This is a genomic window from Kitasatospora griseola (assembly GCF_014648555.1).
GTDB lineage: Bacteria > Actinomycetota > Actinomycetes > Streptomycetales > Streptomycetaceae > Kitasatospora > Kitasatospora griseola.
Genome location: NZ_BMRI01000033.1, coordinates 72,892 through 88,979, shown reverse-complemented (window position 1 = coordinate 88,979; position 16,088 = coordinate 72,892). Strand labels below are relative to the sequence as shown.

Below are 16,088 nucleotides of genomic sequence, written 5' to 3'. Positions count from 1 at the left end.
CAGGTGCACCTGGTAGCCCTGGTCCTCAATCTGCCGGATCAGCAGCAGGCACTCCCGGTCGGTGATCTCCCCAGGTGCGATCCGGGGCAGCGGCCGGCGGCGGTGCCAGGAGAGCAGGAAGGCGTCCCGCTCGGCCAGTTCCAGCAACGAGTGCAGGGTGGCCTCCTCGTAACTGCCGCCCAGCGCACAGCCGCTGGAGGACTCATGGAAGAAGTGCCTCCTCCTGGCGTCCTCGGGTGCGTCGGAGGCAGCGGGAAAGCGGTACTGGTAGAAGCCGACTTCGGCCGGGACGAGCAGTGGCCGGCCGGTGTCCAGCTCGTGACCCCACACCCAGTCCATCGGGGTATCGTCGTCGAACGGCCGCAGGCGGCTCAGAGGCGAGGCCAACTGCCGTGCGGTGTAATGCCCCAGCCCGGCGAGCCCGACGGCGCGGTCACCCAACTGGCGCGCGGTGGCGTCGAGCACGAGCGGCGCGACGTGCGGATAGCCGCCGCTGCGCTCGAACGCTTCCAGGCAGCCCACGGCCTCGGCGTGCCGGAAGGTCGAGCCGCGGCCGTGGCCGGCGAAGCCCGCCCCGAGCAGGCGGGTCTCGGTCATCGCCATGCCGACCAGCACGGCCCGCTGCGTCCCGAGCACCGGCCCGTACCGGGCGTCGACCAGCGCGCCGCGCATCCGGTCGGGGTCCAGGCCGAACGGCGGCTCGCCCCGGTCGGGCAGCGGGGAGGAGGTGGGGCGGGAGACGAGTCGGCGGGGACTCGGCGGCTCGGCGAGGGGGCCGACTCGCTGCTCGGGACCGCCGCCGCACACCGCGCAGCGGATGCTGGGCGCTACCCGATGCCGGCGAAGGACACCGGTGGAAGCGAGCGAGAGCAGCTCACCAGGAGCGAGCAACGGCCGACTTTGACGGAGAAGTTCGGCAAGGAGCTGCCCGACGGCGGGCGGCAGGACCGGTGCGGCGGCCCGCAGCGTATGCGGCTGTGATGCGGAGCGGCCCTCGGCAGCCGTGGTAGCCGGATGATGGTCCGCGCCCCGGGCGATCCCCTGCCGGTGGCGGTCTCCGTCCCGGGTCTGCGCGCACCCGGCGCAGCCCGACGCCCCGTCAGGGGTCCAGAGCGGCCCGACCAGGACTTCCGCCGAGGTCGCGCGTACGGACAACAGGGATGTTCCCTGCTCGCGGGCGATGCCCAGCGCCCGGCTCTCCCAGCGGATGTCGAAGCCTGCTGCGACGGCGACCAGCTGTCCATCCGGCTGCTCCTGCCAGGGCAGGGCCAACAGGCCGGCCGGAGCGTTGGGGCCGGACAGCAGGCGCCGGTCGAGATGAGGCCCGTACACATGAGGATCGCTCAGGCGAGGATCGCTCAGGTCAAGCCCGCCAAGATGACGCCCGCTCATCCGAGCCTCACCCAGCCGCAGGCCAGCGGCAGCCCGCCAACGACCGCGTCGTGGATGAGCTGCTGAGCACGGGGGCGCAGCCCCATGGCCCGGGCCCGTACGAGCAGCTGGCGCAGGCAGTCCTGGATCCGGCGGTCCGGGGTGATCTCCAGCGCCCAGGTCCCGACCGCATCCGGCGGCTGGACGGGTGCCTGCGGTGCGGTCCGCTCAGCCACTCGGAGCTGGGCCCGGGCGGTGGCGGCGAGCAGGGCCGCGTAGGCGGCGGAGGCCCGGCTCGGCCCCCACTGGGTGGCCATCACCTCACCGGTGGCCTCGTCCATCACGCTGACCAGCTGCCAGTCCAGCCCTGCGACCGTGCGCAGCCACAACTGAGCGGGGACGTCGAAGAAGTCCCTCAGGACGCTCCACTGCGAACGGACCGCGATCCTCTCGAGATCGTTCCAGGTCAGCGGAGTGCTGACGGGCTGTGCGAGTTCGTCCTGACCGGCCTGCCGCAGCAGGCCGTCCACCAGCCAGTGGGACCGGGTGAGCCCGGCTGCGGGGAACCACCCGGCGTCGCTCTCCCCCGTCCACTCCTGGGCAACGCGGTGGCGCAGCACCGCGAGCCCGGCGGTCAGGCCGGCGGCGGCGCGGTTCGTGCCCCAGCCCAGGAAGTGCGGGGCCGTGGCTGCGGCCGGGATACCTGCTGCCCGGTCGGTGGCGCGGGTTGCGGCGCGGGCGGCCGACGGTCCGGCGCCCGCCACCGTCTCGGCGGTGACCAGGCTGACGGGCAGTTGCGGGAGATCGAGGTCCCGGCCCCAGCGGGCGAGACCGGTCCAGCGGGCGGTGAGTCCGGCATCGAAGTGCGGCTGCTGCGGCTCGGCGGAACCGGGACCGTCGGAGCCGAGGCCGTCAGCGACCGTGTCGTAAGTGACGACCGTGTCCGTACCGGGTGCGGAGGCCGGGTGGACACGGTCGGCTGCGGCGTGGGCCTCGGTGGGATCCACCGGGCGCCAGGCCGGTCCGAGGCCGGCATCCGGTACTGGCACGACCGTGGTCTGCACCGCATGGCCGTGCACCACCCAGGCCGAACGCTGACCGTCGTCAGTGCCGGCCAGCCGCGCCAGAACGGTCTGGGCGGCGAGGGATCCTGCCAGTACCGCGCTGATCGGGCGGGGCGCCGCCGACTCCGCCCCGGTCTCCTGCCAGTCAGCGGCTCGGGCCCGAACGGCCTGGAAGGCCCAAAGCTCCTCCGGAGCCGTGCACACCGGCCCGACCAGTGCGAGCGCCGCCTCGGCGGCCACCGGCACCACAGGGGTGCCCGGCGGCAGGCTTGCGGCGGCAGCCAGCAGATCCAGCGGAGCCTCACAGTCGTCGATCAGCACCACCATCGTGGTGGCGGGTGCGAAGCCGTGCGCCGTGAAGTGGCTCGATGCGACGGGAAGGTGAAGCTCCACCGTCTCCCCCGTGCCGTTGGCGGTCAGTCCGCGCCGCACAGCCTCCGCCCCGGGCCCATCGCCGGCGACCGCCACCCGGGCGGCGCGCACCGCGGCGAAGGCCCGGTACGGCTCGGCGCAGTTCGCCTCCAGGTAGCAGAGTAGTTCGGCGTGGCGACCAGCGGTCTCCGGGTCCGGAAGCGGGCCGTCCACAGCGTCCAGGTCGATCAGCACATCCTGGGCGACCAACGCGCGCACGACATGTTCGAGGACCGGCCGGGCACGCTCGTCCCCGGCCGCTGCCACCATCTCGTCCACGCTCGTGCCGTTGAGCAGGGCGTCGAGTTGGTCGTCGACGACGGCGTAGAGCGCGGGCGGGCCGGACAGCACGAACGAGCGGTCACCGCGGGCCCAGAACACGCCTTGCGGCACAGGGGCGCAGTGCGCGTCCGGGCGAAGCTTCACTCGCATGGATTCCTCGGCTTCATCGCTTCCTCGGCTGGAATCGGGCCCCTGCGGGGCGGTCGAACTCGATGACCCACTCGACGGCGTTGCGCCCGCGGCGGACCCCCGGCAGGGCCTCTTCCAGGTAGCTGCCCGGCGGCCGGCGGTCCAGGAACCGGGGCAGGGTTCGGACCGCCAGCACGCTGGCCAGATCGGCGTACTGCGGCTTCTCCGGCCGCCGGTGAGCCGGGTAGGCGCCGCTCGCCAAGGCGCGGGTGATGGCGGCTTCGTCATAGCCGGTCTTGATCACCACCTCGTCCGGAACCCCGTGCGCCGCCCGCCAGGCGGTGAGGTCGACCAGATGTCCGGCCGGCCCGTCGGTCCCGGGAGCGGACGGGAAGTCGGCCCCGGGGTACCAGCGGCGGCGTTGCAGCACCACCTGACCCACCGCCAGCCGGGGCATGGCCGAAGTGCGGTCGGCCGGGGGCGCGGTGCGGTCGGCTGCGCGCCCGTCCGCCGTGGGGGCCTGTGCCCAGGGGAAGGAGCCGAATGCGACCCCGCCGGTGTCGGCCAGCCAGGTCGCCAGGCGCAGCGGGTCAGGGTGCAGGTCCGGCCGGCGCATCCCCAGGCAGACCGGACGCACTCGCTCGCCTTCCGCGTCCAGCAGGACCAGCTCGTCCCGGACCCGGTCGTGCACCAGCCGGATCCCGATCCAGTCCTCGGGGGTGACGGTCCGGTCCAGCAGCGGGATCCGGTAGTTGATGTTCGCTCCGTGCAGTCCGCGGTCCTCGCACGGTCGGGCGCCATCTGCCGAGAAGAGAGCGGTGGCACGTCGGGCGATCGACTCGGCCGCCCAGCCGCCGAGTTCACGGTCCGCCCCGAGGAAGCGCATGCCGAGCAGGCCCCGGCCGGGGAAGCACCCGTTCAGCACCAACCGGCCGTCGACCGGTTGGACCGCCAGCCCGTACGACGCGGGCGATCGCCGGAACCGCTCAGGCAGACCGGAGGCCAGCTCAGCCAACAGGCTCGGCTCGAGCGCCAGCTCCTCGGTCTGCGGCCGCTCGGCCCGGTGGCGGGCGATCCGTTCGGTGACCGTGTGCACGGCAGTCGCGCGCAGCCTCAGCAGCCGGGCCAACGAACCGTCGCGCGGGCCGAGGTCCCGAGCCCGATCGCCGGCAACCAGGTCGGAGATGCCGGCCTCGTGGCGGATGACGCCACTGACCAGGTCGGCGGCGTGATCGACCAGCGGGACCGAGGCACCCGGGCCGAAACGCTCCACGTACAGGGCGCACGCCAGCGCACGCAGCTCGTGATGGCGGTCGAAGAGCGCGGCGAACTCGACGGCGGCGGCCAGGTCAGCGAGCGCCTGCTGGTAGTCGGCGGCCGAGACCTCGAACGGGTCCACCACGTAGTCCTCGTTGACCCGCAGCCGACCTGCTTGCGAGCCGAGCGCGGTCAGCCGCTGCTGCGCCGACTCCACCCGCTTCAGCAGTGCTGCCCGCTCCGGCACCGCGGCCGTGGCGAGTCGGCCGAGCGACGCGGACACCTCCTCCAGTACCTTGGCCGCGGCCGGGGCGTGCTCGCCCAGCAGTTCCTGGGCGGCTGGTAGCGGGTCCGGCGCCTGCTCGTCCAGACGCGGCCCGGGGAGCAGGATCTGGGCGTCACACGCGGCCCGGACCATCCGGTCGGCCTCCTGCGTGGTGACCGTGAGACGGTCCGCCAGCGCTCGGTCCAGTTCCCGGATCGCGACCGGCCCCAGAGCGGTGAGGTCCAGCAGGGTCCGCAGCTGACCGGTGAGCGGGGTGGAGAGCACCCGGATCTGCGAGCCGTGGCGCTGCTGGAAGCGCACGGTGTCCCGCGTGGCCCGAAGCGTCGGGTTCGGCATCACCACCGTCACGGCGCCAGGCAGGCGGACGACGCCGCTGCCCGGCGCGGAAGCATCGCTCGGCGAGGCGCCGTCGCCAGTCGCGAGGTTTTCGGGCAACAGCCCGCCGACCAGGGCGGAGAACAGCGCCCGGTCCACCGAGGGGAACGAGTGCGTCCCGCCGCGCCGGAAGGTGACCCGGTCGAGCGCGACGCCCTGCTCGGACCAAGAGGCGAAGCCGACGGCGGTGAATCGGGCAAGCGGTGAGGTGCGCACCATCGCCCGGGCCAGATGCTGCAGAATGCCCCGTTCGGACTTGCGGTCCTGCTTGGAGGCGCGGCCGGCGGAGCGCGCGTAGCGACGCACCGCCGCCAGGACCTGGGGCGAGGTGAGCGCCAGGGACAACTGGAAGGGCTCGGAAGCGACAGCCTCAGCCAGGGCTGCCCGTTCTTCGCCCAGGTGGGTCTCGTAGCCGGTGGTCAGTACGCTCCGCGCGAGGTCACCGCGCTGCCGGGCCTGCAGCCACGCGTTGGTCGCGGCAGGCCAGCTACGTTCGGTGGCCGAGGCTCTGGGGGCGCGACCGTTGTAGACCGCCCGTTTCAGCTCCAGGATGTTCCGGCGGTCCGGTCCGGTGGCCTTCTCGGCGAGATCGAACAGCTCGGCGCAGGCGGCGTCGCCGAGCGAGGTGCACAGCCGCTCGGCCTCCACCAGGGCGCTGACCGCCGCGGTCAGTTCCAAGGTGCCGAGGCGCCGCCCGGGCAGCGGGTTGATGCGCAGCATCACCGTGTCCGCAAGACCGGAAGCACCCTGCGCGGGTGCGGCAGGGCGCGAGCGGGGTGAGGCGGTGCGCGAGGGTGTGGTCATCGTATCGGCCGCCCGGCTGACACCTCAGGCTCCTGCGGTGTCCGCACGGACGCCCCAGGAGCCTGAGGGTTTGGTAGGTACATGGCCTGACCTGGTCCAAGTCGCTTCATGGTGACTCCAGGTGGGACGCGGTGCCCCGCCTCCAGTGAGCTGGACCAGGGTCACGCAGGGGCCGGCCCGGCGCTGCCGGGCGAGGGGACGACGCCGGCCTCAGGGCCGCGGGCATCGAGGGTCAGGCAGGTCAGCTGCAGCAGCAGCAGGTGATATCCGTGGCGCAGGAACAGCACGCGTTGCCCATCACGTCCTTGCTCGGCTTGCCCATCAGGTCATCCACGTCATCGGCGAAGAACGCCGTGAGGGAGGCCTGTATCGCGGGCACGCCCACGGTGTCAGCGGCGTCCAGTACCGCCAGCTCGGTCAGGTCGAACGTCGCGAAGTCCACGCTCATGGCACACCGGTCCTCTACTTGAGTGTTGTTCGGGGAATACGGGCTGCTCCCAGGCCACTCGGGAGGTACACCGTGCTTCAGGTCGCCGAACTCACCACCTGACGCAATATCCGCGGATCGGACCCCAGGGGTCCTTTGGCGAAGCCCACCCGGAATTGCGGTGACTTTAACGGAACCGGAGCCTGGAACGGCCGCCATCCTCCGACCGGAACTCGCTCTGGGGCAAGGGAATCCGGATGGCAGCAAACTGCACCGGACCAACCGATGAACAGCGCTCGGGGGTGGCAGGTTGTTGCACCGATGGAGCGTCAGGTCATAGCGCCCGCCGTAGTCGGAACGGGAGGGTGCTCTCACCGAACCCGCACCTCAGTTCCACCTGCGGGTTCTCGGGGCGCTCGGCCGGTAGGCGTCCTTCGCGATCTCCGCGAGGTCCTCCTTGCCGAACATGCGGTGCCCACCCACCTGCCGCCAGCCTTCCGCTGCAGTCTGCCTGCGGCCAAACTGCTGACAGGAGCTGGGCATCACGCCAGACCGGTCTCCCGACCGAGAGAGACGGACCGGCGTCGACGCAGTCTCCGCAGATCAGGACCCACCTAGGTCCAGCTTCCCCACCACCCCCGACCGTCGGGGGGGCGCCGGTGCGTGTCCCCCGGCGTAATGAAGTAGGCATCAAGTCAGCAGTTGATTCGGCTGATCGCTGTCATCATCCGAGGCCCGACGCCACCTTCAATGCCCGACGAGTTCGACCTGCCTCACGCATGCTTCGAGTTCGGCGGGTAGGCGCCGGCCTTCGGAGCCGGGTGCGAGGTAGAGACGGGCCTTGAGGCCGATCAAGAGCTGGCGACGGTGTTCCTGGCCGGCCCCGGCCCACGCGTCGGCGAAGGTCTGCCCGGTCTCGACGTCGACCCATGCCGAGGGGCGTTGTGGGAGGACGGCCAGGCGGCGGCGTTCGTCGACGAGGACTTCGAGGGCCTCGGAGTACTCCTCGTCGCCGCCCGGGTAGTCGAACAGGCCGCGGCGCTTCTCCTCACGGAGTTCCTTCATGGCCTGGGCCACGTGATTCAGTTGCTCGGTGTGGTCCTCCCCCGGCACGCGCCGGCGCACCGTCATCGCCGCACCGTCCAGACGCTCCACCAAAGCCGCAACCGCGGCGGTGATCCGCTCCACCTTGACCGACTGCCCCTTGCACGCCGCCTTGCCCGTCTTCTTGACGCACCGGTAGTACTCGTACACCCGGCTGTTGCGCATGGGTCACCTGTCGATACAGGTGACCCCCGCAGCCGTCGCAGTACGCCGCCCCCAACCACGGCGCCAAAGTCGTCATAGTGCCCACGGGTAGCCCCCAACCGCCCAGGCCAGCCGACGCATACGAACCACCCCCACTCGAACGGGTGGACTCTTTTGGAAACGCGTCGTTCCGCTGACGCATCGACTACCAGATGGCCACCTCCGGCCCTCGCCGCCCGCTGCGCAACTGAGCCCGCTGCGGTCACAGTTGGCGTCACCGCCGGATGTCCACCAGCCACTCGGTGACCAGGGCGACGCCGTCCTCGACCGGTGCCAGGACGGCCGCCTGGTCCGCCAGGATGCCTCGATGGAGCGGGAGTTGCGCCTCCAGTCGCTCCCTGAGTTCCGGCGCGTCGAGCTCAGGAGCTGCGACGGCGGTGAACGTGACCCATTCCCGGCCGGTGCCCTCGCGGGTCTTCACGACGCAGGACTCCGTCACCGTCGGCGGGTTCCGGGTTCGCGAGGATGCCAGGTTCCACGCCAGGCATTCGTTCACCGGTACGCCCAGCAGCAGGGCCTGTGCGCGGCTTTGACAGAGCTTCAGGAGTGGGGATCGCTCACCGTGGGGTGAGTCGAGCCGGTGATCGTCCATCAGGTACTGGGCCCAGCGGCCCGACGCGACGAACGAGTGTTGGGGGTGAGCGCTGCGGATGCTGCCCGGGGAGCGCCGGAGCCACTCCGCGAGTGACCCCGCCGAGGCCGAGACCGGGGTCGCAGAGGGGTCGAAAGGCGGCATGTACGACCGGTACACCTCCTGTGCAGCGGGTGTCAGACCGGCCAGCGCGCCCTGGGTGTACGCGGAGCTGAGGGAGTTCTCGGGAGTGGCGGCCGACATCACGACTGTGCCCTCCGGCCCCAGCACCTCACGGAGCGCTGCGAGCAACTGTTCGGGGTTCACGGCCGTCATGGCCCGGTCCGACGCCTGGACGAACAGCACGCCGCCGGACCGGACGCCCAGGTCACGCAGCTGGCGGCAGAGCCGGGTGTGCGAGTAGCTGATGAGCCGCGAGGGGGCGAGATCCGGCGTGGGGCGCAGTCTCGCGATCAGCTCGGCTCCGGTGTGCCCGAGCATGCCGAGCCAGGCCTGGCCGTCGCCGGACTCTCCGGCAGGCAGGAACGGAACGTACTCCAGCGTCACGTCACCGTGATGACCGCCGAACTGCATCTCCTGATGGACTTCGTCCGTGAGGAGGACGGCGAGCGATTCACCGGGCGCACCGAGTGCCCCTTGATCGGTGCCGTTCCACAGCCTCGACATGGCGGCAGTGCGCTCGCCCAGCGCGGCGCTGTCGAACGGCGCATGGCCGAGGGCGAGGCAGAGTTGCCGTCCCGACAGCCCCTTTCTGCCCCGCCGAAGGCTCTCGACGAGGGTCGCCAGTCCCTCGACCCGGAAGGCGGAGGTGCGTTCGGGGTCGGTCACCGTCCGCACGGGGGCTTGGATTTCCGCGAGCCGCCGGTGACCGGCGTCCGAGAGCGGACGCCCGTCCCGGTCGGGGAGCACGACGACGTCGGCCGTCGCGGCCACCCATCCGGCTTCCCGGCGGTGGTCCGAGCCCGGGGCCGGGACGGACAGGGCGACGGCGTGGACGTTCCGCGCCTTGTGCTGGAGGACTTGGGGTCCCGCCGGGTTCTCGAAGCGGCCGACGAACATCCGGATCCAGAGTGGGTGGTTCACCGGTGGGCCGACCGGGTCCGGCAGCGTCGGGTCGGACGGAGAACCCATCAGCAGCTCGACCGGCAGCCCTGGGCCGCCGTCCCGCGGCAGGCAGTGCAGGTGATGCCCTCCATCACGGTCGGGGGTCAGGACCAGGGCCGGTGCCAGAAATTCGGCGAGGGCGTCCTCGACGTCGGTCTCCCACGCCTCTCCGCTCGTCACCCGCTGCGCGTAGCTGTGCGAGAACGAGATGAGCGCCAGGAGAAGCGGTCCGGTGCCGTCCGGAATCCGGGCGCCGCGGGCTTCGAGTTCCGCCCGGAGTGCGAGGAAGTCCATCCGCACCTCGGGGCGGGTGTGCTGCAGGGCCTGCCGGTTGCGCAGGATCGCCGGCACCTCGGCCGGCCCGTGGGTCGACAGGCGAAAGCTTGCGCTCGACCCGGACGGGCGGCGGCGCGGCAGCCGCACGAGCGTGTCCAGTCCGAGGACGTCCGGTCCGCCGGGGATCCCTTCCTCGGCATCCATCGCCAGGCACCGGGCCAGGCTGAAGTCGTCGTCCGCACCCTGGCGCTCGCCGGTGAGAACAACGACAGCGCCGGCCAGCCGGGGGAGCCACTGCTCGATCGACCGCGCCAGAGCATCCGCGTCGTTGCCGTCCATCATCAGCACAGTGGTGGCCCCCGGGCGGTTGCCCAGCAGGTCGCTGATCTGTCGCAGCACCCCATCGGGCGGCCCGACGTCGGGACCGACCTCGGGGAGGGCTCCCTGCACGTACACCAGCAGCACATCCTCCGCCTCCAAGGCGGCTGCGGCCAGCAGGAGTTGCACCTGCTCCGGAGTGCTCGGGTCGAGGAGGACGCGGCACCGCTCCGGCGGAAGGTTCCAACTCATCGGCGACGTCAGAACGGACTTGAGTTCCTCCAGGGACGTCCGCAGGCTCTCGGGCGTGTCGCGCTCCGCCGGCCCCGGGATCCCGATCAACACCGCCGCGCTGAGCGCCGGATCCGGGAATCGGGGCGGCACCGGTGCGGCCGGTCGCTCCCGCGCCACCCTTCGGCGGGCGGGGGCGAGGAGGGTGAGCAGGTCGGCGGTGGCGGTGGCGAAGGGCTGGAGGTCGGCGGGGAGGTCGTCGAGGTGTTCGGGGGCGATGGCCGAGAACGCGTGGCTGGGGCGGGGGTGGTGGGTGGCGAGGTGGTGGGTGAGGGCGGTGTGGACGGTCCAGGCGTCGTGGCGGGTGAGGTGGGGGGCGAGGGCGGCGCGGGCTTCGGGGTGGAAGGTGAGGGCGGCGGGGGTGCGGGTGTCGAGCAGGCCGGCGGTGAGGACTTCGGCGAGGTCGTCGGTGTCGGCCTCGGGGACGGCTTCCTGCCGGACCAGACGCAGCAGCGGGAGGCTGAGGCGGCTGAACGGGCTGCACAGGGCGGCGAGTCGGCGGGCGGCGGGGGTGGCGGTGTGCAGGAATGCGGCGGCCCGGCGGGCGGGGTCGTCGTCGGGGGTCTCGTCGGTGGCGAACGGCGAGGTGAGGGTGCCCGCGGCGGGGACGAGGACGGCGTCGTGGCCGGCGGGGGCGCCGCGCATCATGGCGTCGGCCCAGCGGCGCAGCGCGTGCGAGGTGAGGGACGGGGTGGGCAGTGGCACCCAGTCGGCGTCGGGGCCGAAGGTGGCGGTGAGCATCAGCGGTACGGCGTGGGCGAGTTCGGTGTTGCGAGCGTCGGGTCGGCGGTGGCGGACCCGGACGGCGGGGAGGTCGAGGGCGGTGCGGTGGCGCAGGCGTCCGGGCAGCGGGTTGAGCAGGGCGACGGGGCCGTGGGCACCCCAGGTGTGCAGCAGTTGCCAGATGGCGGGGGTGCGCCAGTACGGGCCTGCGCAGTCGGTCAGGACGAGGAGGAGCCGGCGTTGCTGCGGCAGTCGGGCCGGCGGGACGGGGCGGCCGCGGGTGTCGGTGACGGTGGGGTGGGGGTCGAGGTCGAGGTGGAGCCGCCGGACCCGGCGGAAGGCGCCGAGTCCGGTGAGCAGGGCGGTGAACTCGTCGAGGGTGTCCTGCCAGATCTCCATGGTGGGGCTGCGTTCGACGAGCACGACGACCTCGAACCACCGTTCGGGCGTGGGGCCGAGTACGGGCAGGAGTTCGCCCGTGCGGGTGTACGCGGTGACGGTCGCGTCGAGGTCGACGGTGCGCCGGGGGCCGTGCGGGTAGCGGCGTTTGAAGGGGCGCAGGGCGCGGCCGGCGTCCAGGGCGTGCGGGAGGGCCCGGGCGGCGGCGACCTCGACGCGGGGCGCGGCGGGGTCGCTGGTCGGCGGTTCGTACAGCGGGGTGGCGGGCCGGTTCTCGGGCTCCTCGGGCGGTGCCTCGACAGCGGCGGAAGCTGCGGGGGCGGCAGGAGCGGGGACCGAGAACGAAGACGGAACAGACGGGTCGGACAACGAAACCGGCGGGCCGTCGGGCACCAGACCGGCTGCGAGCCAGAGTGCGTCCGCCACCGCCGCGCCGTCGGTGTCGGGCGGCAGCCGCGCGGTCAGCTTCGCCACCAGCTCGGCGGTGAAGTCACGCACCGGACAGGTCCCGGAGCATCAGGTCGAGCAGCCTGCTGCGGCGCTCGCCGGTCGGGGCGTCGGCGTCGGTCACCAGGCGTACGGCGTTGAGGAGTTGGTCGATCGCCAGCTGGTCGCCGCGGGCGACTCGCCCGGCGAACCGGGTGATGAGTTCGTCGGCGTCGGGCGGCAGCGGCGTCCCGCCCAGTCCGAGGTGGCCCTGGACGGCGCGGCGCAGTGTGTCGGCGGTGGGCCTGGGCATGTCGTAGCGGATGCAGCGGCGCAGGAACGGTGCGGGGAAGTCCCGTTCGCCGTTGCTGGTCATGACGATGAACGGGAAGGTGGTGCACTGCACCCGGCCGTCCTCGATCTCGGCGGTGTCGGTGGACACCCAGGTGCTGACGGCCAGTCGGCCTGCGGGCTGCCGGACGAGTTCGGGGATCTCGAAGGTGCCGGTCTCCAGGACGTCGAGCAGGTCGGCGGGCAGGTCGATGTCGCTCTTGTCGATCTCGTCGATCAGCAGCGCCCGGGGGCGCTCGCTGGGCAGCAACGCCGTTCCCAGTGGGCCGAGTTTGAGGAAGGACTCGATCGGGGTGGCGTCGCGTTCGGTGGCTTCGCCGATCCGCAGGGCGTGGATGTGGCCGAGTGCGTCGTAGCGGCACAGCGCGTCGGGGAGGGTGCTGCGGGAGGTGATGTGCCATTTCAGGACGGGGCCGAGCCGCAGTTCGGCGGCGACCTGTTCGATGACGGTCGACTTGCCGGTGCCGGCGCTGCCGGTGATGAGCAGTGGGCGGTGCAGGTAGAGGGCGGCGTTGACGGCGTCGGTGAGGCCCTCGGGCGGCAGGAAGGCGCGGTACGGCTGGTGGGTGCCGAGGCGGCGCCAGGGCGGCGGGGGTGCGAGTGTCACGTCGCGAGGCTCGCCGTCGCCGCGGTAGTAGCTGTTCCAGGACATCAGGTGCTCCTCGGGGCGGGTACGGCAGCGGGCACGGCGTTGAGTGCAGCGGCCGGTGCGGTGTTGAGTGCAGCGGCGGGTAGGACGGCTGGTGCGGCGGTGCGCTGGTGCTGGTCGTAGCGGGCGCAGAAGTCGAGCCACTCGACGTCGTGCCAGGCGGTGCGCAGTTCGGCGAGGCGGACCAGGTGGGCGTCGGTGACGGGGTCGGTCGGCGCGAGGTCGGCGCGGCCGGTGAGCACCCGGCGGTAGGCGGCGCCGAATCCGGCGGGCAAGCCGTCCCACAGGTGCCTCAGGCAGTCCCAGTCGGCAGTCGAGGGCGGGGTGTCGGCGCGCGGCCACAGGACGATCGGGGCGTACGGCAGGAGGGCTTCGACCAGGTCGCGGACGGCGGTCGGGGCGGTGGCCCGGTCGGTGAGCAGGACAGCGGGCCGGTAGCGGCCCCGGCGCAGGTCCGCGCGCAGGGTGTCGAGGGGGGTCGCGGCGGGGTCGACCCTGGAGAGGTGCGGGCCTTGGCCGCACGGGGCGCGCCGCAGCTCTTCGAGTTGGGTTCGGGCCTTGCGGTTCATGCCGCGCAGGTAGCCGGGTTCGACCAGCCGGCCGGCCCAGCGCAGTGCCACCGTGTGGTCGACGCCGAGGTGGTACTGGCCCGTGAGGGCCTCCTCGGGGTGCCAGTCGAGCAGGACGGGGGCGTTCACCACGAGGTCGATCGAGCCGATCGGGCCGGTCGCGGACGGCAGGCTCTCGGCCCAGTCGATGACGTCGGCCAGCGTCCCCTCGACGCCCGCCTGGTCGGGCGGGCAGGCGAAGTGCCGGTGGTCGACGCAGGCCGCTCCGGCGCGCACGCACACCGAGAGCGAGTCGGGCCAGTCGATCTGGGCGGCGTCCAGGCTGACCACCAGTCGGCGTTCGGACGCCTTCGCCCGGTGCGCGGTGTACCGGGCCAGGGCGTCGTTGAGGGCGATCTCGGCTTCGTTGTCGCGCGCCCAGTCGCCGATCAGCGCGTCCCGGGGGTCGCGGCCGCAGGCGTGGGCGGCGGCGACCAGGTACCAGGCGAGCGCGCCGTGCCGAGAGGCCGTGGCGGGTGCCAGCACAACCGCGTCCTCCAGCAGGTACTGGAGCAGCGCACGGTCACCGAGCCCCTCGGGCGGCTCGACCCGGCCGGGCCGGTCCCCGAGCCACTGCCGGTTGAACTCGGCGGCGAGCACCCGCAGTTGGTCGGTGGTCAGGGAGGCTCCGGCGATCTCGACCAGCACGTCGGCGGCGTCCATGGCGGCGAGGAGGTCGTCGGCCGCGTCGTGCACCGACCAGACCTCGGCTGCCGCGGCCCGGTCGGCGAGCGCGGCGAGGCCGTCGCGGGTGTGCGGCGGCGGGCCGGGCGGCGCCTGCGGCCACGTGCGCAGGGCGGCGGCGAGGACCTCGGTGCCCAGGGTGCCCGCCCTGCCGCCCGGCGGCCGGGCCGAGCGGCGGTTGCGGGCGAGCCAGAGTCCGCCGTCGGTCCCGTTGTAGGAGAAGTCGGCGGCCAGTTGGCGGTCCAGGGCGTCGCGGATGTGCGGGGCGAGCGTCCCGACCCGCAGCAACTCCCCTTCGCCCGGGAGCCCTTCGGCGAGCAGGGCGGCGAGGCGTCGGCTCAGCGCCAGGCCGAAAGCCCGTTCGTGGGCGGCGCAGGCAGCCAGTACGGCGACCTGCTTCGCGCCGACCCCGAAGCCGCCGATCAGGCTGCCGGTGTCGGGGAGGCCGGCCGCCGCGTGGCAGGTGTCGATCAGCACCATCAGCCCGGCGAGGCCCGAGTGGTCGGCGGCCAGCTCGACCAGGTGGGCGACGTCCACGCAGTCCAGGCTCTGGCCGTCCTTGCTGTCGGCCACCATGTAGCGGAGCTTGCCGGCGACTTGGCCGTGGCCGAGGAAGGCCAGCACCAGGGTGGCCCCGGCTTCTCCGGCGGCCGCGACCGCGGACCGCACGGCGCTGTCGACCTCCGCGCGCAGCACCCGGCCGGAGCGCAGGTGGACGGTGTTCAGGCCGGGGCTGTCGGTGCAGCCGCCGATCGCCGGGTCGGTCAGCACGGCGTGCAGTTCGCCCGCCGCCGCCTCCAGGCCGTCCAGCTTGTTCTCCGCGCCGTCCGACTGGGTGGCGATCAGCAGCAGGTGCCTGGGCGGCGACTGATCAGGGCTCACCTGGGGGCGGCCAGGGCCGCCAGGGCGCGCATCACCGGTTCGGCGACCTCGGCGCGGCGCAGGTAGGTGGTGGCGTCGTGCGGCCACAGGGTGGCCGACTCCATCCGGTCGGAGAGTGGCTGGACGCCGCGGCTGTTCGGCGCCATCGCCTTGGCGAGCCGCCGCTTCGGGACCACCAGGTCGTCGCTGTCGCGGAAGTCCGCCCAGGCCTCGACCGCCTCCGGGGTGGCCGGCGGCCGGGGGCGCAGCAGCGGCCACACCACGGCGTGGGTGGTGATCGGAGATCCGAGCGTGACGAACAGCGGTACGGCGCCCGGGTATTCGGCCAGCGCCTCCAGGGCGACGACCGTGCCGAGCGAGTGCGCCACCACGATCGCGGGCCGGGCCGGGTCCAGGCAGGCCAGCACCCGGTCGCGGACGCGCTGGTCCAAAGTCCTTCCTGCGGCGTCGGGTTGGCGCCGGTGGAGGTAGCGGCCCGGCTGGGAGACGATGCTGAGCAGCTTCTGCCGGCTGAGCGCCCGCAGGCCCACGTTCAGCCCGGGGACGGCGGCGAGCGCGGCGACGCCCGCGGCCACCGTCCTGGCGACGTTCCCGACGCCCTGCGCCTGCTCGTCCGGGCCGAGTTGGGCCCGGATCCGACTCAGGGCGCGGTTGCCGCGGTGCTCGGGCAGTTCGAGGAGTTCCTCGACGAACTCGGCCAGCAGGCCGAGCGTGATCGCGCCCTGTTCCTCGTCCCATTCCTCCGGCCCGCCCGCGCCCTGGGCGTCGTCGGCGTAGAACAGGTCGCCGTAGTGGGCGAACGCGGCGTCGGCGGACCAGTCCATGGTCAGCGCGGAGATCTCTTCGGCGTAGCCCGCCGCGCGGGCCCCGTCCGCCAACGCCCGCTTCCACTCGGCGAGTTCCGCCTCGGGGTCGCGCGGCCGGCCGATCCCGTGCACGAACACCAGCTGCGGCTTGACCTGATCGACTGCCACTGCCCGCCCCCACTCACCAGCCCGGCTCCGACACTCGCGCCTGCGAGGAGTGCCACGGTACCAACTGGCGGGGTGCGCCCGGAAACTGACGATGCGG

General features: G+C 72.9%; 9 protein-coding genes. All 9 read right to left on the bottom strand.

Going from position 1 to position 16,088, the window contains the following annotated elements:
* Nucleotides 1–1,392 (bottom strand): TOMM precursor leader peptide-binding protein (locus tag IEZ12_RS30040; protein ID WP_229848290.1); only part of this gene is annotated, 1,392 nt, incomplete at its 3' end.
* Nucleotides 1,389–3,278 (bottom strand): hypothetical protein, encoded by a 1,890-nt coding sequence (locus IEZ12_RS30035; protein ID WP_189276433.1) that lies wholly within the window; start codon nucleotides 3,276–3,278, stop codon nucleotides 1,389–1,391. The genes IEZ12_RS30035 and IEZ12_RS30040, both read right to left, overlap by 4 nt.
* Nucleotides 3,279–3,291: 13 nt before the next feature.
* The gene (locus tag IEZ12_RS30030) at nucleotides 3,292–5,895 is read right to left on the bottom strand and encodes a lantibiotic dehydratase (RefSeq protein ID WP_189276431.1); all 2,604 of its coding nucleotides are present in this window, start codon (nucleotides 5,893–5,895) and stop codon (nucleotides 3,292–3,294) included.
* A gap of 325 nt (nucleotides 5,896–6,220) precedes the next feature.
* Nucleotides 6,221–6,427, bottom strand: coding sequence for a hypothetical protein (locus tag IEZ12_RS30025; protein WP_189276429.1), 207 nt, complete (start codon nucleotides 6,425–6,427; stop codon nucleotides 6,221–6,223).
* 726 nt (nucleotides 6,428–7,153) lie between these two features.
* On the bottom strand, nucleotides 7,154–7,675 hold the full coding sequence (locus IEZ12_RS30020) for a zinc ribbon domain-containing protein (protein ID WP_189276427.1): 522 nt from the start codon (nucleotides 7,673–7,675) through the stop codon (nucleotides 7,154–7,156).
* A 253-nt stretch (nucleotides 7,676–7,928) separates the two neighbouring features.
* The gene (locus IEZ12_RS30015; protein ID WP_189276425.1) at nucleotides 7,929–11,915 is read right to left on the bottom strand and encodes an AAC(3) family N-acetyltransferase; all 3,987 of its coding nucleotides are present in this window, start codon (nucleotides 11,913–11,915) and stop codon (nucleotides 7,929–7,931) included.
* Nucleotides 11,908–12,846, bottom strand: coding sequence for an AAA family ATPase (locus IEZ12_RS30010; RefSeq protein WP_189276424.1), 939 nt, complete (start codon nucleotides 12,844–12,846; stop codon nucleotides 11,908–11,910). Before IEZ12_RS30010 ends, IEZ12_RS30015 begins: the two co-directional genes overlap by 8 nt.
* Nucleotides 12,846–15,017: a vWA-MoxR associated conflict system protein gene (locus IEZ12_RS30005; protein ID WP_189276422.1), complete on the bottom strand. Its 2,172-nt coding sequence runs from the start codon at nucleotides 15,015–15,017 to the stop codon at nucleotides 12,846–12,848. Before IEZ12_RS30005 ends, IEZ12_RS30010 begins: the two co-directional genes overlap by 1 nt.
* On the bottom strand, nucleotides 15,014–15,991 hold the full coding sequence (locus tag IEZ12_RS30000) for an alpha/beta hydrolase family protein (protein WP_229848289.1): 978 nt from the start codon (nucleotides 15,989–15,991) through the stop codon (nucleotides 15,014–15,016). The genes IEZ12_RS30005 and IEZ12_RS30000 overlap by 4 nt, the downstream gene beginning before the upstream one ends.
* Nucleotides 15,992–16,088: the final 97 nt, after the last annotated feature.